Genomic DNA, 22,835 nt, shown 5'->3' with positions numbered 1-22,835 from the left:
AAGCATCTGGAGGTCGCCCCGGAGGACACCTCCGTTGCTGGCTGACTTTGTTCTTGCCAGACCCCGCAGACTTTTTTGCGAAAAATACTTGACACTACCTGCATAAGGTATTGTGAAAATTTGCTTTGCGCGCTGCAACTCCCGTGTCCGCCGCAATCGCCCGTGTTCCCCATCTTTTTTCAGACAATTATCCAAATGTGGACAGTGTATATTCAATAAGATGTCCTGCGGGGAGGGCGATACGGCTGATGTAACGCCCTCCCCGCAGGAATTGCAGTGCCTATGACAGGCTGGTTAGAATGTGATTACAGACTCACAGCAGCGGTAGTCCGTGTCGATGCTGTTGGCGATAAAGCGGGCCTTGAAGTTGCGCGGTCTGCAAAATGGACCTCCGGATACGCTCAGATCTTCCGGCACAACAAATTTGATGCACTTGACCTGGATATCCCGGCAGGTAGAAAAGTTATGGGCTGGGATGGTCATTGCCTTCATGCCGCGCTGATGCTCCCTGCCTTCTTCATCTACCTCAGATAGAATAGCGGCCAGCGCGATTCGTTTTCCGGGGCATACATTTTTAAGCGTGACGTCCATTTGTATGATGCGGCCTTGGGATTCCAAATAGGTATCTCCCAGGTCGACCAGAACAGAGTCGGCGCAGCCCTCTACCGTAAAAGCGACCGGTGTTGGACAGGCCTCCGGATTGACCACAATATCGCACTCCACGGATACTGTAGGCGCGGGAAGATGACGTTGTTGCCTTCGGTATCGGAGTAAGTGATGGACTGGTTGACCAATTTGATGCCAGGTTCCCGGCCAATATGCCGGATAAAAAAGTCAAGAACCGCACTCTCGCTGACATCCACCCCTAATTTGGGAATAGTCCATCGCAGGGTGTGTGCATCCAGCATAGTAGCGGAGCCCTTTGTGGGCGATAAGATGCTTGTAATCATAAAATCAGAGTTTACGATCTCATCAATTACGATATTGGTTGCACCAGGTTTGGTCAGGTTAGCTGCCAGCTCTTCGAACAGGTTTTCAAGGTCGGCAGCATCGGGGGTCACCGCCACGTGTGAGGCGTCCGGGTCGGTGGCCCAGTCATTTAAGGCTCCAATGTCCAGACCATCTGAGCCAATGAGGCCGATACAGTAGATGACAATGCCCTGAGCGCGGGCGGCGGCAGCCACAGGCGCGGGCGGAGCGCCGGTGGTGGTATTGCCGTCGGTAAAGATTACGATAACCTTCGCATTGCTGGAGGCGGGATCAAAGAGCTGAATCGCTTTGGTGAAGGCGTCTGCATGATTGGTAGTGCCTCCGGCGGTCAGGCTGTCCACTGCGCTTTTCAGTGTGTCCACCGAGGTGATAAGCTGCGTGTTTGCCACAGCGGTATTGGAGAAGCTGACGATGCCGATCCGGCTGCCGGAACCGATTTGACCGTCTTGCGTGTTATCGGTGGCCTCATCGATGATGTCGATGAATGTCTTTGCACCCAGCTTCATATTGGTCAGTGGTATGCCTGCCATACTGCCGGAGCGATCCAGAATCAGCACGGTATCGGTTGGATTGGTGATAATATCCGGCGCGGCAGTCAGTGTCAGACTCACACGCAGCGAACCGTCGCAGGCAATGCGGTCGGTATTGATTACCTTGTTGGAATTTGTAACACCCATTCGTGTTACCACCTTCTGGGAAATGATCCCACAACATATTATGCGCGAAAGAGATCGGTGGCACAGACTGAGGAGTGCGGAGAGCACAGCGAAATAATCCGGGCTTTTTGCAAAGCAAAAAGGTGGCAGGCACTTTTGTGCCTGCCACCTTTTCTTGTTTTTCTAAAAAGATAGAGGTGAATTACACGGTGGGTGTGCCGCAGTCGGGACAGAATTTGCCCGCCACCATTTTACGGCAGTTGGGGCAGAAACGGTCGCCGGCCGGCTGAGGCTGGCCCATGGGCTTGCCGCACTGAGGACAGAATTTGACCTGGGTGGGGCTGGCATAGCCACAGGAGGCACAGACACAGGCGGCCTGCTGAGGCTGGGCGGCCTGGGGCTGTGTCATCTGTCCCATCTGACCCATCATCTGGGCGGCCATCTGCATTCCCATGGCCATTCCCATACCAGAGGCGGCGGCCGAACCAGCGCTGCCGGAGGTGGACATACTGTCGGCCATACTGACGGAGGTATATTTGCCCATGTCGGTAACGAAGGACTGGGCGGCCACCTTCTCCGCCATCTTTTGGACCTCAGGCGGATAGTTAAAGGCCAGGATATTGACGTCCGCCACGCCCAGACCAAAGTCGCTGAGCTCTTTGTCCAGCTCCTCCTGAATGGCTTTTCCCAACTTCCGGCTGTTCTGCTGAAGCCCCACCAGCGCGTTAAGCCCCATCTGCTGCTGTCCGTCCAGGATGGCCTCGGCTACCACCGGGTTGAGCTCGCCCATGATCCGGTCGGCCACATCCTCCAGAGAATAGGTGGCTTTGACTCCGGCCACCTTGTTGATAAAGGTCTGGTAGTCCCGGAACTCAATGACCAGATTGCCGTTGCATCCAACGGGGATACCGCTGGGTACCTCGGGCGTGGGGATCATGATCCGCTGACGGGTGCCCCAGGGCAAAGTCAACTCCTTAGCGTTGACAAAGTAGACCTCCGCGCGCAGGCCGGAGTCCCCCCGCAGGGACAGCCAGCCCTTCAGTGTGGAGAAGAAGGGAACAATATCGGTGTAGATATCAAAATTGCCCTGATTTTCAAAGACCGCGCCTACAATACCGTCGGAGTAGAAAATGGCCTTCTGTCCCGGACGCACAATGAGGCGGGAGCCCCGCTTGATCTCCTTGGCGGGCCACTTGTAAAAGAGTACGTCATCCCGGAATTCTTCCCATTCAATGGTATCTTTTCCTTGACCAAACCATGCCATGGCTTTTCCGTCCTTTCTATGTCTCAGAGATTGTCCTCCCAGGCCGTCCGGGGAGAATCCTCCTGGATGACAATAGCCTGAGGCTGTGCGTTTTCCTCCGCCTGAAGAGCGGGCGGAGCGGCTGCGCCGGTGAGCAGAATGACCGCGGCGGTGATGACTGCCGCTGCCGCGGCTACCGCCGCCACGATTTTGGGAACACTGTAGGGCCGCTGGCCGCCTACTCTGCCGCTCTCACCGTTGATGATGTACATATACTGCTTGCCGTTGTAGGCAAAGGCCGAGGACCAGGCGGGCAGCAGCACGTGTTTATAGGTGATCTTGTGATATTCAATGTTGATATTGCTGACCCGGGCATGGCTGAAGCCCCGGGACAGGATGTCGCTTTCCGCCTGATTGATCTGATCGGTGCGGACCTGCTCTTTGGCGGTATCCACCGCCTGGGTGGCGGGGATGGCATAGTGCTCCGCCAGAAAACCGGACAGATAGCTGGGGGAGAAAGGAAGGGTGTTGTCGCAGGTATTGTAGGGCAGGACCTTTTCCACCACCTGGCTGGCTGAATTCATGGTTGCGCATACCTGCAAATCGTCATAAAAGCCGCCCACAGTACCGCTTACCGGCCGCCAGTGAATTTCCGTGCGGGTGTTGCCCTTGCTGTCCCGAACAGTATGGGTGTTACCGCCTTGTCCCCAGTATGTACTGGTTACCTGGGCGTCAAAGGTCCAGAAGGGAAGGTAAATGCCCTGGAGTTTGCCTGCCTGATAGGCCTGTTTCAGACGGTTGGGGGCAAACCAGCGGCTTTTGACCCACTTGGCAAAATTCTGCTGGGCGGTTTCCCGATCCACCCGGAAGGGAATTACACCGTCGGGGGGAACGCCGGCCTCCTGGCGGCTCTCCAAAAGCTGGGTGGAGCCGCACATGGGACAGACCGTGGCAGTGCAGTGCTCGTCCACAGCGATCTGTGCGCCGCAGGTACCGCAGGCGATAATGGCGGTGTCAGGGAAGGACACTCTCTGGCCTTCCCGCTGGACATATCCCTCAAAATCATGCTCCTCCACCCGCTGAACGGTAGTCTCCGCTATGTAGGGAGTCCGGCAGGCGGAGCACTCCAGACGCTGCTTGGCGATGTTCCATTTGATGGTTCCGCCGCAGTTGGCACATACCTGGCGGTCCACTTTTTCCTGATGTTCTGTCTGCATACCGTGACCCTCTTTCGTAACTGGATACCGGACAGGGCCGGCGTTGGTGAAGCGTATAGCTGATTATACCTTGTAACTGACTCGGATTTCAACTCTTTCATTGTGAAATGCCAAACAGGCTGATAACTGGCGAAATCTGTTAAATGTGCAGGAGGGGAGGAGGTTGGACCCGCCGGCTTTTTATACATAAGGTAGGAAATTCAGGGTGGGGGTATAATAATCGTTGACTTGAATATCTTTGGAGGGTATGCTATAGTTACTTTTGTATGATTCCACGGGAGTGTTCCCTGGGAAAATTTGGAAAGATGAGGAACGACCTATGTACCCCTGTGCAGCGGATCAGGTATGCTTTATTGCAAACAGGTGGAGCCTGGAAGCCGGTAAATCGGCGGGCTCCGGTCGGAGAGAGAATGGGCATACCGAAGGAATGAGCTTCCTTCGGTATGCTTTTCTGCGTCCAACAGACCGTTCGGCGGGCGCCGACTTTTGGGGGAGGGCCCAGCTGTGATCAAACGATTTGCTCTTTGGCTGCGGGATATGTTTATCCGCAACCGAAGCCTGAATGCTACCCGGATCGTGGCGGCCTCTTTTGCCGTGATCATTTTGGTGGGTGCTTTGCTGCTCACCCTGCCCATTGCATCCCGGGACGGCCAGAGCGCCGGATTCTTTACGGCGTTGTTCACTGCCACCTCGTCCACCTGCGTCACAGGCCTGATCCTGGTGGATACCTGGGTCCAGTGGTCCTTCTTCGGCCAACTGGTGATTATCCTTATGATTCAGTTGGGCGGCCTGGGCTTCATGACGGTGATTACCCTGGTGTCCTTTGCCCTGCGCCGCCGCATCGGCTTGTCTGAGCGGCTTATTATGGTATCCACTCTGAACCTGAACGATCTGGATGGTGTGGTACGGATGGTGCGCCACGCTCTGATGGGTACCTTCCTGATCGAGGGAACAGGGGCGGTGCTGCTGAGCATTGCCATGATCCCCCATTTTGGTATCCTGGGCGGCATCTGGCGGGGGATCTTCCATTCCATCTCCGCCTTCTGTAACGCCGGCTTCGATTTGCTGGGCGGAAAATTCGGTGCATTCAGCAGCCTGGCCGGATTGCAGAACAATCCGTTGGTGCTGGGCACCATCGGAGCCCTCATTGTAGTGGGCGGCCTGGGCTTTTTTGTGTGGGAGGATATCCTGGAAAAGCGCTGCTGGCACAAACTTTCGGTGTACAGCAAAATGGTGCTTATCGTTACCGGAGTGCTGATTATCGGCGGCGCGCTGTTCTTCCTGGTGGAGGAATACTCCAATCCCGCCACCCTGGGGAATATGCCTCTGTGGGAGAAGATCATGAACTCCATCTTCCAGTCCATTACCCTGCGTACCGCCGGCTTTGACGCCATCGGACAGGGAGGACTCAGCGATACCAGCAAGGCATTTTCTTCTATCCTGATGCTGATCGGCGGCTCCTCCGGCTCCACTGCCGGCGGCCTGAAAACGGCTACTGTGGCGGTGCTGCTGCTGGCCCTCCGGTCCGGACTGGCAGGACGGGAGCAGGTCACCTTCCGGGGCCGTACCATTCCCTACCGCCGGGTGCTCAACGCCATGACGCTGGCGCTGGTGATGCTGTTTTTGTTCCTGGTGGGGTCTATGACGATCTCTACGGTGGAAAATTTGCCCTATCTGGACTGTGCCTTTGAAGTAGCCTCCGCCATGGGTACGGTGGGTCTGACCACTGGTATCACACCGGGACTGAGTGTGTTTTCCCAGTCTCTGATTATTCTGCTGATGTATATGGGCCGGGTGGGTGTGCTCTCCTTCTCCATTGCCTTTATCACCCGCGGCGGCCGGACGGCCAAGATCAAATATCCGGAAATGAATGTGATGATCGGGTAACCACCCGGTTGGAAGGATGTGTAACCGAATGAAAACCTTCGTTGTCATCGGCCTGGGCCGGTTTGGCAGCGCCGTGGCCACCGAGCTCAGCTCCCTGGGCCACGAGGTGCTGGCCCTGGACGACTCCGAGGAGAATGTACAGAAGGTGGCCGACAAGGTCACCCATGCCGTTACCGGCGACGCCAGAGATCCGGCGGTGCTCCGGGCCCTGGGCGTACGCAACTACGACTGCGCCGTGGTGGCGGTAGGCGTGGATGTGGGTACTTCCGCCCTCATCACCCTGAACCTGAAGGAACTGGGCGTGCGTAAGGTAATTTGTAAAGCCCAGAGCCATGTCCACCGCAAGGTGCTGGAGAAAATCGGCGCCGACCGGGTGGTGTTCCCCGAGCATGAGATGGGCGTCAAGCTGGCCCAGGGCCTGTCCAGCTCCAATGTCCTCAATTTTATTGAGCTCAGCGAGGATTTTGGTATTGTGGAGACCACCGTGCCCCGGGACTGGCTGGGAAAAAATCTGGCGGAACTGAATGTACGGGCCCGCTATAAGGTCAACATCATTGCCGTACGGAAAAAGGGACAGGAGGCCTTCAATGTGACCCCCGGCCCCAGCACCATTATGGAGGCGGGGGATACGGTGGTGGCCCTGGGCCGCACTGAGGATGTCAACCGCCTGCAGGATCTGTAAGATGAGCATGGAACGGATCACCAGCCGCCAGAATCCTCTGGTGGCCCGGCTGCGGAAGCTGGGAAACGACAAGAAAACCCGCCGGCAGGAGGGAGTCTTTCTCTGTGAAGGACATAAGCTGGTGGAGGAGGCCCTGCGCTGGAATGCCGTGGTGGAAACTCTGGTGGTGGCCGAAGGCATTGAGCCGCCCCGGAAGTTGCCGGAGGGTGTGCGCCTGGTAGAGGTGCCCGCCGACGTGCTCAAGTCGGTTTCCACGGTGGACACGCCCCAGGGAATGCTGGCGGTGTGCCGTACCCCCGACCTGATGCCGCCAAAGACACTGACCCCGGGACTTTATCTGGTGCTGGACGGGGTCCAGGACCCGGGTAACGTGGGTACTGTATGGCGCACTGCCGACGCCTTTGGCGCGGAGGGAGTGTTCCTACTCCCTGGATGTGCCGAGCCATTCTCCCCCAAGACGGTGCGCTCCACCATGGGCGCCTGCTTCCGTCTGCCGGTGTGGGAGACTGGGCTGAAGGAACTTACCGTCCTCTTGAAAACGGCGGAGCTGCCGCTGTATGCCACCGCACTGCGGGAGGATACCGCCGATCTGCGCGCGGCTGATCTGAGCCGCGCCGCGGTAGTCATTGGAAGCGAGGGCAGAGGTGTGTCCCAGGCTGTGCTGGACGTCTGCGCCCTGACCTTGAAGATCCCCATGCGGGACCGCTGCGAGTCCCTCAACGCCGCCGTGGCGGCGTCCGTGGCGCTGTGGGAGGGCTGGCGGAACCGCTGAGCCAACGAGAGAGGAGGGGCCGCCGTGGCGGGCATTCAATATCTGCTCTGGCTCTCTACTCGGCGGGGCCTGCCCCAGCGGCACCAGGTAGAGCTGCTGGACTATTTCGGCGGCGCCGAGCGGGTGTACTTTGCCGACCGGGAGGCCTATGAGCCTCTGCACCTGACCCAGGAGGCCAGGCGTTCCCTGTGTGACAAATCTCTGGACCAGACCAATCGGATTCTGGAGAGCTGCGACCGGCTGGGCCTGTTTTTGCTCAGCTGTCAGGACGGAGCCTACCCGGAGCGGCTGCTCCAGCTCAGCGACTATCCCCTGGTGCTCTACGGCAAGGGGAGGTTGTTCCGCTTTGATGAAGAGGTCGCCATTGCAATGGTGGGCTCCCGCCAGTGCTCCGCCTACGGTGTACGGACCGCCGGGCGGATTGCTATGGGCCTGGCCCGGGCAGGCGCTCTGGTGGTGTCCGGTCTGGCCCAGGGTATCGACGCGGCCTCCCTGAAGGGCGCGCTCCAGGGCGGCGGACCGGTAGTTTCGGTGCTGGCCGGCGGTGTGGATGTGGTCTATCCCGCCTGCAACAGCTGGCTCTATGAGGATGTGGCCGCCCGGGGCGCCATCCTGTCGGAGAATCCGCCGGGTACCCGGCCGGATGGCTGGCGTTTTCCCCAGCGCAACCGCATCTTAAGCGGACTGTGTCTGGGTGTGGTAGCTGTGGAGGCGGGGGAGCGCAGTGGCGCTCTCATCACTGCCCACGACGCCCTGGATCAGGGCCGGGATGTATTTGCGGTCCCCGGACCGGTGGATGCCGCCACCAGCGCCGGGACCAACCGGCTTATTGCCCAGGGCGAGGCCAAGCTGGTGCGTACTGCTGGGGATATCCTGTGTGAGTATGAGGGGCGATATGCCCACAAGCTGTGCCAGCCCCAGCCTATGACCGCCGAGGAGGCGGATGAGCGGCTGGAGGTTATGCCCACCCCGCCGCCGGAGCCTGAGCCAAAACCCGAAAAGCCCGTCCAGAAGGAGGGGCTGCCTGTCGCACCGCGCAGCGGTCTGGAGCAGATGGGGGAGGAACAGCGGGAGATTTTCTTCCTGCTGTCGGAAAAGACCCTCACTGCCGACGAGATTGTGGGGCAGACGGAGATCCCTGCCCGGCGGGTCAATACCGCCCTCACCCTGCTGCAGGCCGGGGGCTATCTGAAGGAATTACCGGGCCGGCGGTTTGCCGCTGCCGTCCGTTTTGAGGAACAAAAATAAAAGGAGTATCGTACTGTGGCAAAATCGAATCTGGTAATCGTCGAGTCCCCGGCGAAGGCCAAGACTATCGGCAAATATCTGGGGCCCGGCTATCAGGTGAAGGCCTCCATGGGCCATGTCCGGGACCTGCCCAAGAGCAAGCTGGGCGTGGATGTGGACAACGACTTCACGGTGGACTATCAGCCCATCAAGGGCAAGGAAGAGGTCATCGACGACCTGACCAAGGCCGCCAAGAAGAGCGATAAAGTATTTCTGGCCACCGACCCTGACCGGGAAGGAGAGGCCATCTCCTGGCATCTAAAGGAGATGCTGGGGATTCCCGACGACAAGACCTACCGGGTGACCTTTAATGAGATTACCAAGAAGGTGGTCAACGACTCCATCGCCCACCCCCGGGTTATCGACATGGACCTGGTCAATGCCCAGCAGGCCCGCCGGGTGCTGGACCGTATCGTGGGCTATCAGATCTCCCCCCTGCTGTGGAAAAAGATCCGCCGGGGCCTGTCCGCCGGACGGGTTCAGTCGGTGGCCACCCGGCTGGTGTGTGAGCGTGAGGCCGACATCAAGGCCTTCGTGCCTCAGGAGTACTGGTCCCTGGAGGCCGATCTGGCCCGTATCTCCCCCAATCTGGGGCAGTTCAAGGCCAGTTTCTACGGAAAAGAGAAGAAGATGGAGCTGAACAGCGCGGAGGCCGTTCAGGATGTGGCCCAGGCTGTCCAGGCTTCCCCCTTCTCCGTGAAGAGCGTCAAGCGCCAGGACAAGCAGCGCAACCCGGCGCCTCCCTTCATCACCTCCACCCTCCAGCAGGAGGCCAGCCGCAAGCTGAACATGACCCCCCGGCGCACCATGTCCATTGCCCAGCAGCTCTATGAAGGCGTGGACATTGAGGGCGAGGGTACCGTGGGTCTTATCACCTATATGCGTACCGACTCCCTCCGCCTGTCCGACGAGGCCACCGCCGCCGCCCGGGACTTCATCCTGTCCCGCTATGGCGAGCAGTACTACCCCGGCAAGCCCAGGGTGTACAAGACCAAATCCGGGGCCCAGGACGCCCACGAGGCCATCCGGCCCTCCAACGTGGCCCTCACCCCGGAGGGCATCAAAAAGTCCCTTACCGCCGAGCAGTACAAGCTCTATAAGCTGATCTGGAGCCGCTTCCTGGCCTGCCAGATGGCCTCCGCCGTCTATGACAGCGTGTCCATCGAGGTGGAGTCCGCCGGCTATACCTTCCGGGCCACCCACTCCTCTCTCAAGTTCTCCGGCTATACCGCTGTGTACGTGGAGGGTAAGGACGAGGAGGACGAGGCTTTCCAGTCCCCCCTGCCCGACCTGAAGGAGGGGGAGCCCCTGGAGCTGAAGGGCCTGAAACCCGATCAGCACTTCACCCAGCCCCCCAGCCGCTACACCGAGGCTACCCTCATCAAGGCCCTGGAGGAGAAGGGCATCGGACGCCCTTCCACCTATGCCCCCACCATCTCCACCATTCTGGACCGGGAGTATGTGGTAAAAGAGGGCAAGAACCTGCGGCCCACCCCCTTGGGAGAGGTGGTGACCGGCCTGATGAAGGACAAATTCACCGACATTGTGGATACCGCCTTCACCGCCAACATGGAGGAGCAGCTGGACGAGGTGGAGACTGGCAAGGTGGACTGGAAGAGTCTGCTGAGCCAGTTCTACGGCGGATTTGAGAAGGAGCTGAAGCAGGCCGAGCAGGACCTGGACGGCGAGCGCATCAAGGTGCCCGACGAGGTGTCTGATGTAATCTGTCCCAAGTGCGGCCGCAACCTGGTGTATAAATCAGGCCGGTTCGGCCGGTTCCTGGCCTGCCCCGGCTGGCCGGAGTGCGACCACACCCAGCCCATCGTTATTGAAATGCCGGGCAAGTGCCCCAAGTGCGGCGGTAAGATCCTGAAAAAGACCTCCAAGCGGGGCTATGCCTACTACGGCTGCGAGAATAACGCCAACAAGGATGAGGCCCGCCGGTGTGACTTTATGACCTGGGATGTACCCGTGAAGGACAACTGCCCCGAGTGCGGCCATACCCTGTTCAAGAAGTCGGGCCGTGGTTTCAAGAAGCCCTTCTGCATCAACCCCGAGTGCCCCAACTTCCTGCCTGAGGACCAGCGGGGCTATAAGAAAAAGACCACTGCCGTCACAGAGACTCCGGCGGAGGGCGCTCCCCCCGAGGAGGAGAAGAAGCCCGCCAAGAAGACTGCGGCCAAAAAGACCACCACCAAGAAGGCGGCGACCACGAAAAAGGCCACCGCCGCCAAAAAGACCACAACGAAAAAGACGACCACCCAAAAAGCCGCCAAGACCACAGAAGAGGCCTGACCGGCGGAGAAAGGGAAGGAAAAGCCATGAAGATCCTGTTGCTGAACGGAAGTCCCCGGGCCAACGGCAATACCGCCTTGGCGCTGGGAGAGATGGAGAAGGTATTTGCCGACCAGGGCATTGAGACGGAACTGATCCACATCGGACATCGGGATATTCGCAGCTGTGTGGCCTGCGGCCGGTGCAGCGAGCTGGGCCGGTGTGTGTTTGACGATCTGGTCAATGAGATTGCCCCCAAGTTTGAGGCCTGCGACGGCCTGGTGGTGGGCAGCCCGGTATACTACGCCTCGGCCAATGCCACCCTGGTGGCTTTTCTGACCCGCCTGTTTTACTCCACCCCCTTTGACAAGACCATGAAGGTGGGAGCCAGCGTGGTGGCTGCCCGCCGGGGCGGACTGTCATCCACCTTTGACGAGCTGAACAAATTCTTTACCATCAGCGGGATGCCGGTGGCCTCCAGCCAGTACTGGAACAGCATCCACGGCAGAGCGCCCGGCGAGGCCGCTCAGGATGCGGAGGGGCTGCAAACCATGCGTACCCTGGCCCGAAACATGGCTTTCCTGGTCAAGAGCATCGCCCTGGGCAAGGCCCAGTACGGCCTGCCCCAGCGGGAACCCGCCCAGCGGACCAACTTCATCCGTTGACCTTACTCCAAGGAGGAACCTATGGAACCTGTACTCGTGATCGGCGCGGGTCTGGCTGGGTGTGAGGCTGCGTGGCAGCTGGCCCGGCGGGGCATCCCCGTGATCCTGAAGGAAATGAAGCCCCACAAAATGACCCCCGCCCACCATACCCAGTGGTTTGGCGAGTTGGTGTGCTCCAACTCCCTGCGCTCCGACCAACTGGAGAACGCGGTGGGCCTGCTGAAGGAGGAGCTGCGGCGGATGGGCTCCCTCATCCTCTCCTGCGCCGACGAGCACCGGGTGGAGGCCGGCGGCGCCCTGGCGGTGGACCGCCACGGCTTTGCCCGGGCCATTACCGAAAAGATCCGGAATCATCCTCTCATCACTGTGGTGGAGGAGGAGGTTACCGCCATCCCCAAAGAGGGCAATGTGATTGTGGCTTCCGGGCCGCTGACCTCCGATGTGCTGGCGGACGCCATCAAGGATTTCTTCCCGGAGAGCCACTACCTCAACTTCTTTGATGCCGCTGCCCCTCTGGTCACCTTTGAAAGCGTAGACATGGACAGCGCCTTCTTTGCCTCCCGCTACGACAAAGGCACCCCGGACTACATCAACTGCCCCATGACCGAGGAGGAGTACGACGCCTTCTGGACCGAGCTGTGCGTCGCCCAGGAGGCGGAGGTCCACGGCTTTGAGGACAAGAACGTGTTTGAGGGCTGTATGCCGGTGGAGGTCATGGCCCGCCGGGGCAAGCAGACCCTGTGCTACGGGCCCCTGAAGCCCCGGGGCCTGCGGGACCCCAAGACCGGCAAGGAGCCCTTTGCCGTGGTGCAGCTGCGGCGGGACAATGCCGACGGCACCATCTACAATCTGGTTGGCTTCCAGACCCATCTGAAGTGGCCCGAGCAGAAGCGGGTATTCTCCATGATCCCCGCCCTGAAAAACGCGGAGTTCGTCCGCTACGGCGTCATGCACCGCAACACCTACCTGGACTCCCCCCGGCTGCTGGACCGGTACTACCGGGTGAAGAAGGACCCCCGGATCTGTTTTGCCGGTCAGATCACCGGGGTGGAGGGCTATGTGGAGTCCACCGCCTCCGGCTTCCTGGCGGCGGTGGAGTTGGCCCGGCGGCTCACCGGCAAGCCGCCGGTGGATTTCCCTCAGGAGACCGCCACCGGCGCGCTGGCCCTGTATATCAGCAATGAGAGCGTTACCGATTTCCAGCCCATGAATGTGAATTTCGGCATCATCCCGCCCCTGGGCTATAAGGTCAAGGGCAAGCGGAACAAGAATGCCGAATTGAGTAAGCGGGCTTTGGAAGTGCTGGCGGGACTGGATGTAGAATAAGGCGCGTCCGCTTGCCCGGGAGCGAAAGCGACCCGCCGCCGTGCGGCGCCAAGTATTTTGCGAAGCAAAATCTTGATGCCGGGCGAATTCACTTCGCCCGAGCAGATTTCAGGGTCGGGGCCCCCACGGAAATATGATTTCCGTGGGGAACAAGCGGAACAAGAACGCTGAGCTTTCCAAGCGGGCGCTGGAAGTGCTGGCGGGACTGGATGTAGAGGGCTGAGGCCCCAACTCGTCTGAAAACGGAAGAACACAGAAAGAAGAGGAGAACCATATGAAGATCATCGTAGACGCCATGGGGGGCGACAACGCACCGGCTTCCAATGTGCGGGGCGCACTGGCTGCGGTCCGTGAGCTGGGGGTGGAGGTCATCCTGGTGGGCCGGGGAGAGGATATCCTCAAGGTCCTGAAGGACGACGGCATCGATCAGCTGCCTCCCGGCCTGGAGATCGCCCACGCCAGCCAGGTGGTGGAGATGTGCGACAACCCCGCCACCGCCTTCCGGGAGAAGAAGGACTCCTCCCTCACCGTGGGCCTCAACCTGCTGAAAAACGGGGACGGCGATGCCTTTGTGTCCGCCGGCAGCACCGGCGCCCTGCTCTCCGCCGCCACCCTGATGATCAAGCGGGTGCGCGGCATCCGCCGGGCCGCCCTGGCCCCTGTGGTGCCCACCGGCGCTGGCGGGGCGGTGCTCATCGACTGCGGCGCTACCGCCGAGGGTACCCCGGAGTACCTGCTCCAGTTTGCCTTTATGGGCTCCTACTACGCCGAGCGGGTACTTAAGCGTCCCGAGCCCAAGGTGGGCTTGCTGAACATCGGCGCTGAGCCCTCCAAGGGCACCGACCTGCAGCGGGAAGCCCACGCCCTGCTCACCGCCGCCGACAAGGCCGGACGCATCCACTTCGTGGGCAACGTGGAGGCCCGTGAGGCGGTGTTCGGCCAGGTGGACGTCATCGTGTCCGACGGCTACTCGGGCAACATCTTCCTCAAGACCATGGAGGGCACCGCCGGGTATATGGCCAAGGAACTGAAGGCCATGTTCAAGAAGAGCTTCCTGACCAAGCTGGCGGCGGTGCTGGTGTCCGGTGGGCTGAAGCAGTTCAAAAAGAAGATGGACTCCAGCGAGGTGGGCGGTACCGCCCTCATCGGCATCTCCAAGCCGGTGATCAAGGCCCACGGCTCCTCCAACGACTACGCCATCAAGAACGCCATCCGCCAGGCCCGGGATTTCGCCTCCTCCGGTATGATCGACGATTTGGTGGATAACATCGAATATATGCGCCTGACCCCCGGTGGCGAGGAAAAAATTTGACTTACCTATTGACAGGTCATTGAAACTTGCACTATTATCATAGTGCAAAAGCAAAGACGCCGTCGGACGACGGATGCGACAGGAGTAGATGAACATGATTTTTGAGAAGATTGCCGGTCTGCTGTCCGAGCAGTTTGGTGTGGAAGCTGACAGCATCACCATGGACACCTCCTTCGAGGACCTGGGTGCCGACTCTCTGGACATCGTGGAACTGACCATGGCGGTGGAAGAGGAGTTCGGCCTGGAGAATATGGACGAGGACGACCTGTCCGGCGTTGCCACTGTGGCCGACCTGGTCCGCTATCTGAAGTCCAAACTGGAAGACTGACACAGAATCAGACTGGGGAGCCCCGCCGACGGCGGGGCTCCTGTCATGAAAGGGAGGGACGGCCATGGAAGCCTTGGAAGAAAAGCTGGGTTACCGCTTCAACCAGCGGGCCCTGTTGGAAAACGCTCTGACCCACAGCTCCTACGCCAACGAGAACAAGGCGAGAGGGTGCCAGAGCAATGAGCGGCTGGAGTTTCTGGGAGACTCCGTGCTGGGTATGGTGACGGCGGACTACCTGTTCCGCACCCATCCCGATCTGCCCGAGGGGGATCTGACCCGCACCCGGGCGGCCCTGGTGTGCGAGGGCAGCCTGGTGGAGGTGGCCCAGCAGCTGAACCTGGGAGCCTACCTGAAACTGGGCAAGGGTGAGGACGCCGGCGGCGGCAGAGAACGGCCTTCCATCGTGGCTGATGCGGTGGAGGCGGTGATCGCCGCTGTCTACCTGGACGGCGGCATCGGCTCCGCTAGAAAAATCATCCAGAAATTTATCCTGGACCGGGAAGAGGAGAAGAGCGCCAGCCGGGACTACAAGACCGCCCTGCAGGAGCTGGTTCAGCGGGAGAGCGGCCAGGTGCTGGGCTATCAGCTCATCGGCGCCGAGGGCCCCGACCACGCCAAGATCTTCTCGGTGGAGGTGGACCTGAACGGCACCCCCATCGGCCAGGGCAAGGGCCGCAGCAAAAAAGAGGCGGAGCAGAATGCCGCCAAGGCCGCCATCGAGAAACTGAAGGGTTGAGTGATTGCCAGAGTGCTCCGCCTCTTTTGCGAGCGTAAGCGAGCCGCCGCTCTGCGGCGCCAAGCGTTTTGCCGGAGGCAAAACCTTGATGCCGGGTGAATTCACTTCACCCGGACAGATAGAATGAAATGGGGTTCCCAAACCGCCGTGCGGTTTGGGGGCGGAGCAGAATACCGCCAAAGCTGCCATTGAGAAGCTGAAGGGCTGAGGGCATCAACTGGAAAGAAACAGGACTGCGGATCATCCGCAGTCCTGTTTTATGTGTTTCGGGGGCAAAAGGATTTGCAATAGCCTTCATTCCTTGATATAATACTTTATTCAGAAGTATATGTGTTGCGAGGTGCCGCCTTGTATTTAAAAGCGCTGGAGATCCAGGGATTCAAATCATTCCCGGATAAAACGGTTCTCTCCTTCGGGGAGGACATCACCGCTATCGTTGGTCCCAACGGCAGCGGAAAATCGAATATCTCCGACGCCATCCGCTGGGTCATGGGGGAGCAGTCCACCAAGGCCCTCCGGGGCGGTAAGATGGAGGATGTGATCTTCGGCGGTACCGCCCTGCGCAAGCAGCAGGGCTTTGCCGAGGTGTCCCTGGTGCTGGACAATACCGACCATATCTTCCCGCTGGAGGAGAGCGAGGTCATGGTCACCCGCCGGTACTACCGCTCCGGCGAGAGTGAGTACTATATCAACCGCCGTTCCGTCCGCCTGAAGGACGTGAACGAGCTGTTCATGGACACCGGCCTGGGCCGGGAGGGCTATTCCATCATCGGTCAGGGCCGTATCGACGAGATCCTGTCGGTGAAGAGCGGCGACCGCCGGGAGATTTTTGAGGAGGCCGCCGGTATCTCCAGGTTCCGCCACCGGAAGGAGGAGGCCGAGCGCAAGCTGGAGCGCACCCAGGAGAATCTGGTGCGCATCACCGACAAGATCGATGAGCTGGAGCTCCAGGTGGAGCCCCTCCGCCAGCAGAGCGAGAAGGCCAAGAAGTTCCTCATCCTGCGGGACGAGCTGCGTGGGCTGGAGATTTCCCTGTGGCTGGACCAGCTGGAGAAAACTCGCTCCGGGTCCCGCAAGACCCTGTCCGACTACGAGAATGCCCTCCGCCAGAAAGGGGAGGTCCAGCAGCAGGTGGAGGATCTGTACGCCGCCGCTGAGGCATTCTCCGCTCAGATGCGGGACAAGGACGTGGAGACCGAAGGCGTCCGCTTCCAGATGATGCAGCGGGAGGCCGATGCCAACAGCCTGGAAAATGCCATCGCCGTTCTCAAGACCAATATTCAGAACAACCTGGAGAACCGGGACCGCATCCAGCGGGAGCTGGAACAGCAGGAGGGCCGGGCCGATTCCATTGCCGCCCAGATCGGGGAGCGTAAGACCCGGTTGGAGGAGCTGGAAGGCCAGACTGCCGGACTGCGTCAGCAGTTGACAGACCGCCAGAATGAGGCTGCCTCCGCCAGCCGCTCCGCCGGGGCCATTGCCCAGGAGCTGGAGGACCTGCGCCGGAAGGAGGCGGTGGAGAATGCCTCCGCCGCCGACGCCAAGGCCCTCATCTCCGCCCTGGCCGCCGCCGCCCAGGAGGTGCTGGACCGGGACGAGGCCATGCGTCAGGAGCTGGCCGCTGGTGAGGAGCGGCTCCATGAGGTGGAGGAGACCCGCCGCCAGGCTGCCAAGGAGTTGGACCAGGCCAGAGAGGACAGGAACAGCTTACAGAACATCATCAGCGGTTATGCCCTGCGGCTGGAGACCCGGCAGCGGAAGGCCAGGGAGGCGGAGGAGCGCCATGTCAAACTCCAGATGGAGGACAACGCCCTGAACTCCCGCATCCATATGCTTTCCGAGATGGAAAAGATGTATGAAGGCTACTCCAAAGCGGTAAAGCTGGTGATGGGGGAGGCCAAGAAGGGCCAGCTCCGGGGGATCCATGGCCCGGTGGCCGGGCTCATCCATGTGCCTGACGCCTGTACGGTAGCCATCGAGATCGCCCTGGGGGGCGCCATGCAGCATATCGTGGTAGAGCGGGAGGAGGACGGCAAAGCCGCCATCCAGTACCTGAAGCGCCGGGACGGCGGCCGGAGCACCTTCCTGCCCCTGACCTCCATGCGGCCCTCCGACTTCCGGGACCAGGGCGTGCGCAGGGAGCCCGGCTTTGTAGGCCTGGGCAACGAGCTCATCCAGTTTGACCCCCGGTATGAGAAGATCTTTTCCAACCTGCTGGGCCGCACCGTGGTGGCGGAGGATATGGACAAGGCCATCGCCATGGCCCGGAAATACAACTACCGGTTCAAAATCGTCACTCTGGACGGCCAGGTGCTCAACCCCGGCGGCTCCATGACCGGCGGTTCGGCGTCCCGCAGCGCGGGCATCCTGAGCCGGGCCAACGAGTTGGAGCGGCTGGCTCAGCAGCGCACCGGCGTGGCCCAGCAGCTGGCTGACGCGGCCCACGCCATGGAGGAGGCCAAGCGGGAGGCTACCGCCGCCACCTATGAAATGGAGACTGCCCAAGCCCAGCAGCGCCGCCACGAGGACGACATCCTCAAGCTGGAGGAGCGCTTAGACCATCTGGATACCCAGCTGGCCGATCTGAAGAAGCAGCGGGCCGACCAGAAGAATGAGCTGGAACAGCTCCAGGCCCGTTCCGCCCAGATCGAGGCGGATACCCGTGCCGCCCGTGCCCGGGTGGAGTCCCTGGAGGGAGCCGCCGCCGCCCTGCGGGCCGAGGCAGAGGGCAAGGCCAAAGGCCAGAGTGAAGCCCAGGAGAAGGCCACGGCTCTGGGCGAGGCCATTGCCGAACTGAATATGCGTCTGGCCGCCCTGGAGGCGGAGGCCCAGGCTGCCCGGAAGTCCATGACCGAACTGGAGGAACTGCGCCGGGACCTGACCGGCGACAAGGCCGAGCGGGAGAAGATGCTCTCCCAGTTCCAGGAGAAGAACGCCGGCCTGGAGCAGGAGATCGCGGAGAAGGAGCGGCAGCTCCAGACCATCCGACAGGAGAACCAGGATCGTCAGGCCGCCATCAGCCGCATCAACGACGAGAAGCTGGCCCTGGAGGCCCAGCGCAACCAGGCGGACAAGGACGCCCGGGACAAGAACAGCGCCCTGCTCAACCTGGAGCGGGAGGTGTCGGTGCTGGAGCAGAAGAAGGCTGCCGCAGCCATGGAGGAGAAGAACCTGTTGGACAAGCTGTGGGAGACCTACGAGCTGTCCCACCAGGCGGCCATGGCCCAGCGGGTGGAGCTGGAGAGCGTCCCCAAGGCCCAGCGCCGGGTGGGCGAGCTGAAAAAATCCATCTCTGCTTTGGGCAACATCAACCTGGACGCCATCGACGAGTTTCAGCGCATCAACGAGCGCTATACCTACCTCACCGACCAGCGGGACGATGTGCAGAAGTCCAAGAAAGAGCTGGAGGGCATTATCGCCGATATCACCGAGGAGATGCGTGCCATCTTTGCCAAACAGTTTGCCATCCTCAACGAGTCCTTCCAGCAGACCTTTACCGAGCTCTTCGGAGGAGGTAAAGCCACCCTGGAACTGGAGGACCCGGAGGATATCCTGAACTGCGGCATCGAGATCAGGGTGCAGCCCCCGGGCAAGGCATTGAAGGTGCTCTCCCTGCTGTCAGGCGGCGAGAAGGCCTTCGTGGCCATTGCCCTCTACTTTGCCATTCTGAAAGTGCGGCCCACCCCCTTCGTGGTGATGGATGAGATCGAGGCCGCTCTGGACGATGCCAACGTGGTGCGCTTTGCTCACTATATGCGCCAGATGGCGGACAAGACCCAGTTTATCGTCATCACCCACCGCCGCGGTACCATGGAGGAAGCGGATGTGCTCTACGGCGTCACCATGCAGGAGCAGGGCGTCAGCCGGATGTTGACTATCAATCTCAATGATGTGGAAAAAGAGCTGCATATCAAGTAAGTCGGCAGCTTTATCAACAACCGAAAGGAACCAAAATCAATATGGGCTTTTTTGCGAAGATCAAGGCGGGTCTGACCCGCACTAAGGAGAACATCGGCCACTCCATCGACCAGCTGTTTGCCGGTGAGCTCAACGACGACTTCTACGACGAGTTGGAGGAAACCCTGATCCTGGGCGACATGGGCGTGGACACCACCCTGAAGGCGGTGGAGACCCTGCGCCGCCGGGTGAAGGAGGAGAAAATCAAGGATATGGACTCTGCTCGTGCCTGCCTGCGGCGGGTGCTTACCGAGATGCTCCAGGTGGGCGAGCCGGAGCTCCATCTCACCACCACCCCCTCGGTGGCTTTGTTCATCGGTGTGAACGGCGTGGGTAAGACCACCACCATCGGCAAGCTGTCCGCCAAGATGAAGGGGGAGGGCAAGCGCGTGCTGATGGCTGCCGCGGATACCTTCCGGGCTGCCGCCGCGGATCAGCTGGAGATCTGGAGCCAGCGCTCCGGCGTGGAGATCGTCCGCCAGCACGAGGGGGCTGATCCCGCCGCCGTGGTGTTTGACGCCCTCACCGCCGCCAAGGCCAGAGGTACCGATGTGATCCTCATCGATACCGCCGGGCGGCTGCACAACAAGCAGAACCTGATGAATGAGCTGAACAAGATCTCCCGGGTGGTGGACCGGGAGCTGCCCGGCTGCGACCGGGAGACCCTGCTGGTGCTGGACGCCACCACCGGTCAGAACGGCCTGATCCAGGCCAAGCAGTTCAAGGAGGCCGCCGGCATTACCGGCATCGTCCTCACCAAGCTGGACGGCTCCGCCAAGGGCGGCATCGTCATTGCCATCGCCCAGGAGCTCCAGGTGCCGGTGAAGTATATCGGCGTGGGCGAGGGTATCGACGACCTTATGCCCTTTGAAGCGGAGGCCTTTGTGGAAGCGCTGATTTAATGGAGGTTATAACAATGGCCAGAATTGACGGACGGGCGGCGGACCAGCTGCGGCCTGTAGAGATCATTCCTAACTTCAACAAATTTGCTGAGGGTTCCTGCCTCATCCGCTGCGGCAACACTCAGGTGCTGTGCTGCGCCAGCGTGGAGGAGCGCACCCCGCCCCACGTTCCCGAGGGGGAGGGCTGGGTCACCGCCGAGTACTCCATGCTGCCCCGGGCCAACCGGGAGCGCTCCAAGCGGGACATTGCCAAGCTGAAGCTGTCTCCCCGCTCCGCGGAGATCCAGCGGCTGGTAGGCCGGTCCCTCCGGGCCTGCGTGGATATGAAAAAGTTGGGTGAGCGCACCGTAACCATCGACTGCGATGTGCTCCAGGGAGACGGCGGCACCCGTACTGCCAGCGTCACCGGCGGCTATGTGGCCCTGGCCCTGGCCCTGAAGAAGGTAGGGGTTGCCGATGCTCTGGTGGATCAGGTGGCGGCGGTGTCTGCCGGCATTGTGGACGATCAGCTGCTGCTGGACCTATGCTATGAGGAGGATTCCTCCGCTCAGGTGGACCTGAACTGTATCATGACCGGGGACGGCAAGCTGGTGGAGATCCAGGGCACCGGCGAGGGCCGGGCCTTTACCGTGGAGGAGCAGCGGGCTCTGGTGGACCTATGTGCCAAGGGCATCGCCCAGCTCCAGACCATCCAGAAAAACGTACTGGAGGGCTGAGACATGAAAATGGTATTGGCCAGCAAGAACGCCCACAAGCTGGTGGAAATGAAGGCCATCCTCTCCCAGCTGGGGGTGGACGTGGTGCTGGAGTCCGAAGTGGGCGTGGATGTGGACGTGGAGGAGACGGGCACTACCTTTGAGGAGAATGCCTATCTGAAGGCCCATGCGGTATGTGAGGCCTCCGGTCTGCCTGCCATTGCCGACGATTCCGGTCTGTGTGTGGACGCCCTCAACGGCGCCCCCGGCGTATACTCCGCCCGCTACGGCGGTCCCGAGCTGGACGACGTAGGCCGGTATAAGCTGCTGCTAGAGAACCTGCGGGGCCAGCTGGACCGGCGGGGCAAATTTGTCTCCTGCATCTGCTGTTGCTTCCCCAACGGGGACAAGGTGGAGGCCAGAGGAGAGTGCCCCGGCACCATCGCCTACGCCCCCAAGGGCGAGGGTGGCTTCGGCTACGACCCGGTGTTCTTTATCCCGGGGCTGAAAAAGACCTTTGCGGAACTGACTGCCGAGGAGAAGAACGCCATTTCCCATCGGGGAAATGCGCTGAACAAATTTAAAACAGAATTGGAGAACTATCTGAATGGAACTGACCAGTAAACAGCGGGCCCAGCTGCGGGGCCTGGCAAACAACATCGACACCATCCTCCATGTAGGCAAGGACGGCATCGGAGAAAACCTGGTGAAGCAGGCCGATGATGCCCTGGAGGCCCGGGAGCTCATCAAGGGCAAGGTCCTGGAGAACTGTATGCTCACCAGCCGGGAGGCGGCGGAGGAACTGGCTGCTGCTACCCGCAGTGACGTGGTGCAGGTGATCGGAACAAAATTTGTTCTGTATCGTCCGACCCACAAAAAGGATAAGAAAGACAAGATCATTCTGGTATCGGATAAAAAGCGGAAAGCATAATAAACGAGGGGGCATGGTCATGAAGCTGGGCATCTATGGCGGGACCTTCAATCCACCCCATTTGGGGCATCTGACCTCGGCTCAGGCGGCGATGGACGTTCTGGAGCTGGACCGTTTGCAGTTTGTCCCGGCGGCGCTGCCGCCCCACAAGGAACTGCCTGAGGACAGTCCCGGACCCCGGGAGCGGCTGGCTATGGTGGAGCTGGCGGCGGACAGTCTGCTGCTGCCCGATCGGATCGGGGTCAATGCCCTGGAGCTCTCCCGACCCGGGAAAAGCTACACTGCGGATACGCTGGAGCAGATCCACGCCCAGTATCCCAATGCGGAGCTGTGGCTGATGATGGGTACCGATATGTTTCTTACCCTGCAGAACTGGTGGGAGCCCCAACGGATCACCCGCCTGGCAGGGGTATGTACCTTTGCCCGTACCCAGAGCGACAGCGGCGAGGCCCTGAACATCCAGGCAGAGTATCTGCAAAAGACCTTCGGGGCCAAGACCTGTGTGCTCCAGCTGCCCCATATTGTAGATGTATCCTCCACCCAGCTGAGGGAGCTGCTGGCCCGGGGAGAGGGACAGGAGTATCTGTCTCCGGCAGTATATGGATATATCATCCGCCACGGCCTGTACGGGGTCCATTTTGACCTGAAGCATCTGCCGGACCGGGAACTGCGGGCCTGCGCCTGCTCCATGATCCGGGCCAAGCGAATTGCCCACATCAGGGGCACGGAAGAGGAGGCGGTGCGTCTGGCCCGCCGCTGGGGCGCCGACGAGGAAAAGGCCCGCCGGGCAGGTATCCTCCATGATATTACAAAATATCTGGAGATGGACGAACAGTTGCAATTATGCCATAAATATGGTATCGTACTGGATGATTTGGAACAGCGTGCTGTTAAGCTGCTCCATTCCAAAACCGGGGCGTGTGTGGCCCGGGATGTGTATGGAGTGAGTGACGATATTTACAATGCGATTTTCTG

Annotated in this window: 20 protein-coding genes; 16 read left to right on the top strand and 4 right to left on the bottom strand. The window is 60.4% G+C overall.

Features of this window, described 5'->3' with window-relative positions:
• Nucleotides 1-294 precede the first annotated feature (294 nt).
• The 4 genes from IHN22_RS12810 to IHN22_RS07980 all read right to left on the bottom strand — a co-directional run bounded on the left by IHN22_RS12810 (nt 295) and on the right by IHN22_RS07980 (nt 4,106).
• The gene (locus IHN22_RS12810; RefSeq protein WP_300985995.1) at nt 295-708 is read right to left on the bottom strand and encodes a hypothetical protein; all 414 of its coding nucleotides are present in this window, start codon (nt 706-708) and stop codon (nt 295-297) included.
• Nucleotides 663-1,667, bottom strand: coding sequence for a vWA domain-containing protein (locus IHN22_RS07990; RefSeq protein ID WP_300985993.1), 1,005 nt, complete (start codon nt 1,665-1,667; stop codon nt 663-665). The genes IHN22_RS12810 and IHN22_RS07990 overlap by 46 nt, the downstream gene beginning before the upstream one ends.
• 181 nt (nt 1,668-1,848) lie before the next feature.
• Nucleotides 1,849-2,910 carry an SPFH domain-containing protein gene (locus IHN22_RS07985; RefSeq protein WP_191434635.1) on the bottom strand — a complete coding sequence of 354 codons (1,062 nt, stop codon included), beginning with the start codon at nt 2,908-2,910 and terminating at the stop codon, nt 1,849-1,851.
• A gap of 23 nt (nt 2,911-2,933) precedes the next feature.
• Nucleotides 2,934-4,106: a hypothetical protein gene (locus IHN22_RS07980; RefSeq protein WP_087189315.1), complete on the bottom strand. Its 1,173-nt coding sequence runs from the start codon at nt 4,104-4,106 to the stop codon at nt 2,934-2,936.
• A gap of 504 nt (nt 4,107-4,610) precedes the next feature.
• Here IHN22_RS07980 and IHN22_RS07975 point away from each other — a divergent pair.
• The 16 genes from IHN22_RS07975 to nadD form a co-directional block, all read left to right on the top strand.
• On the top strand, nt 4,611-5,993 hold the full coding sequence (locus IHN22_RS07975; protein WP_087189313.1) for a TrkH family potassium uptake protein: 1,383 nt from the start codon (nt 4,611-4,613) through the stop codon (nt 5,991-5,993).
• 28 nt (nt 5,994-6,021) lie between these two features.
• Nucleotides 6,022-6,675, top strand: coding sequence for a potassium channel family protein (locus IHN22_RS07970; protein ID WP_087189312.1), 654 nt, complete (start codon nt 6,022-6,024; stop codon nt 6,673-6,675).
• A gap of 1 nt (nt 6,676) precedes the next feature.
• Nucleotides 6,677-7,447, top strand: a complete 771-nt coding sequence (locus tag IHN22_RS07965) for a TrmH family RNA methyltransferase (RefSeq protein WP_300985988.1) — start codon at nt 6,677-6,679, stop codon at nt 7,445-7,447.
• A 24-nt stretch (nt 7,448-7,471) separates the two neighbouring features.
• A complete protein-coding gene (gene dprA / locus IHN22_RS07960; RefSeq protein ID WP_087329602.1) occupies nt 7,472-8,695 on the top strand; it encodes a DNA-processing protein DprA in 1,224 nt (407 codons plus the stop codon).
• Between the two features lie 15 nt (nt 8,696-8,710).
• Complete coding sequence (gene topA, locus IHN22_RS07955; protein ID WP_191434634.1) at nt 8,711-11,029, top strand: type I DNA topoisomerase; 2,319 nt, start codon at nt 8,711-8,713, stop codon at nt 11,027-11,029.
• A 26-nt stretch (nt 11,030-11,055) separates the two neighbouring features.
• On the top strand, nt 11,056-11,673 hold the full coding sequence (locus IHN22_RS07950) for a flavodoxin family protein (RefSeq protein ID WP_087329598.1): 618 nt from the start codon (nt 11,056-11,058) through the stop codon (nt 11,671-11,673).
• Between the two features lie 21 nt (nt 11,674-11,694).
• Nucleotides 11,695-12,999 (top strand): methylenetetrahydrofolate--tRNA-(uracil(54)-C(5))-methyltransferase (FADH(2)-oxidizing) TrmFO, encoded by a 1,305-nt coding sequence (gene trmFO, locus IHN22_RS07945; RefSeq protein ID WP_191434632.1) that lies wholly within the window; start codon nt 11,695-11,697, stop codon nt 12,997-12,999.
• A 274-nt stretch (nt 13,000-13,273) separates the two neighbouring features.
• Nucleotides 13,274-14,311, top strand: a complete 1,038-nt coding sequence (gene plsX, locus IHN22_RS07940; RefSeq protein ID WP_191434630.1) for a phosphate acyltransferase PlsX — start codon at nt 13,274-13,276, stop codon at nt 14,309-14,311.
• A gap of 94 nt (nt 14,312-14,405) precedes the next feature.
• On the top strand, nt 14,406-14,639 hold the full coding sequence (locus IHN22_RS07935) for an acyl carrier protein (protein WP_087189306.1): 234 nt from the start codon (nt 14,406-14,408) through the stop codon (nt 14,637-14,639).
• Between the two features lie 64 nt (nt 14,640-14,703).
• The gene (rnc, locus tag IHN22_RS07930; protein WP_087189305.1) at nt 14,704-15,375 is read left to right on the top strand and encodes a ribonuclease III; all 672 of its coding nucleotides are present in this window, start codon (nt 14,704-14,706) and stop codon (nt 15,373-15,375) included.
• 348 nt (nt 15,376-15,723) lie between these two features.
• Entirely contained in the window at nt 15,724-19,293 is a 3,570-nt protein-coding gene (smc, locus tag IHN22_RS07925) for a chromosome segregation protein SMC (protein ID WP_191434628.1), read from the top strand.
• A gap of 41 nt (nt 19,294-19,334) precedes the next feature.
• On the top strand, nt 19,335-20,234 hold the full coding sequence (gene ftsY / locus IHN22_RS07920; RefSeq protein WP_087266948.1) for a signal recognition particle-docking protein FtsY: 900 nt from the start codon (nt 19,335-19,337) through the stop codon (nt 20,232-20,234).
• Nucleotides 20,235-20,248: 14 nt separating this feature from the next.
• A complete protein-coding gene (rph, locus tag IHN22_RS07915; RefSeq protein ID WP_087266945.1) occupies nt 20,249-20,950 on the top strand; it encodes a ribonuclease PH in 702 nt (233 codons plus the stop codon).
• Nucleotides 20,951-20,953: 3 nt separating this feature from the next.
• On the top strand, nt 20,954-21,553 hold the full coding sequence (locus IHN22_RS07910; RefSeq protein ID WP_087330837.1) for an XTP/dITP diphosphatase: 600 nt from the start codon (nt 20,954-20,956) through the stop codon (nt 21,551-21,553).
• A complete protein-coding gene (gene yhbY / locus IHN22_RS07905) occupies nt 21,537-21,860 on the top strand; it encodes a ribosome assembly RNA-binding protein YhbY (protein ID WP_087330839.1) in 324 nt (107 codons plus the stop codon). The genes IHN22_RS07910 and yhbY overlap by 17 nt, the downstream gene beginning before the upstream one ends.
• A 19-nt stretch (nt 21,861-21,879) precedes the next feature.
• The coding region (gene nadD, locus IHN22_RS07900; protein ID WP_191434626.1) for a nicotinate (nicotinamide) nucleotide adenylyltransferase at nt 21,880-22,835 on the top strand (956 nt) is incomplete at its 3' end.

Source organism: Flavonifractor sp. An112, from assembly GCF_904377885.1.
GTDB lineage: Bacteria > Bacillota > Clostridia > Oscillospirales > Oscillospiraceae > Flavonifractor > Flavonifractor avicola.
Note: the sequence above shows the minus strand (reverse complement) of the source record. Positions and strands in the feature narration are given on the sequence as shown.

Coding starts and splice junctions, on each gene's coding strand:
- IHN22_RS07990 (WP_300985993.1), bottom strand. CDS start 1,667: ATGGGTGTTACAAATTCCAACAAGGTAATCAATACCGACCGCATTGCC.
- IHN22_RS07985 (WP_191434635.1), bottom strand. CDS start 2,910: ATGGCATGGTTTGGTCAAGGAAAAGATACCATTGAATGGGAAGAATTC.
- IHN22_RS07980 (WP_087189315.1), bottom strand. CDS start 4,106: ATGCAGACAGAACATCAGGAAAAAGTGGACCGCCAGGTATGTGCCAAC.
- IHN22_RS07970 (WP_087189312.1), top strand. CDS start 6,022: ATGAAAACCTTCGTTGTCATCGGCCTGGGCCGGTTTGGCAGCGCCGTG.
- IHN22_RS07965 (WP_300985988.1), top strand. CDS start 6,677: ATGAGCATGGAACGGATCACCAGCCGCCAGAATCCTCTGGTGGCCCGG.
- IHN22_RS07950 (WP_087329598.1), top strand. CDS start 11,056: ATGAAGATCCTGTTGCTGAACGGAAGTCCCCGGGCCAACGGCAATACC.
- trmFO (WP_191434632.1), top strand. CDS start 11,695: ATGGAACCTGTACTCGTGATCGGCGCGGGTCTGGCTGGGTGTGAGGCT.
- plsX (WP_191434630.1), top strand. CDS start 13,274: ATGAAGATCATCGTAGACGCCATGGGGGGCGACAACGCACCGGCTTCC.
- IHN22_RS07935 (WP_087189306.1), top strand. CDS start 14,406: ATGATTTTTGAGAAGATTGCCGGTCTGCTGTCCGAGCAGTTTGGTGTG.
- rnc (WP_087189305.1), top strand. CDS start 14,704: ATGGAAGCCTTGGAAGAAAAGCTGGGTTACCGCTTCAACCAGCGGGCC.
- ftsY (WP_087266948.1), top strand. CDS start 19,335: ATGGGCTTTTTTGCGAAGATCAAGGCGGGTCTGACCCGCACTAAGGAG.
- rph (WP_087266945.1), top strand. CDS start 20,249: ATGGCCAGAATTGACGGACGGGCGGCGGACCAGCTGCGGCCTGTAGAG.
- IHN22_RS07910 (WP_087330837.1), top strand. CDS start 20,954: ATGAAAATGGTATTGGCCAGCAAGAACGCCCACAAGCTGGTGGAAATG.
- yhbY (WP_087330839.1), top strand. CDS start 21,537: ATGGAACTGACCAGTAAACAGCGGGCCCAGCTGCGGGGCCTGGCAAAC.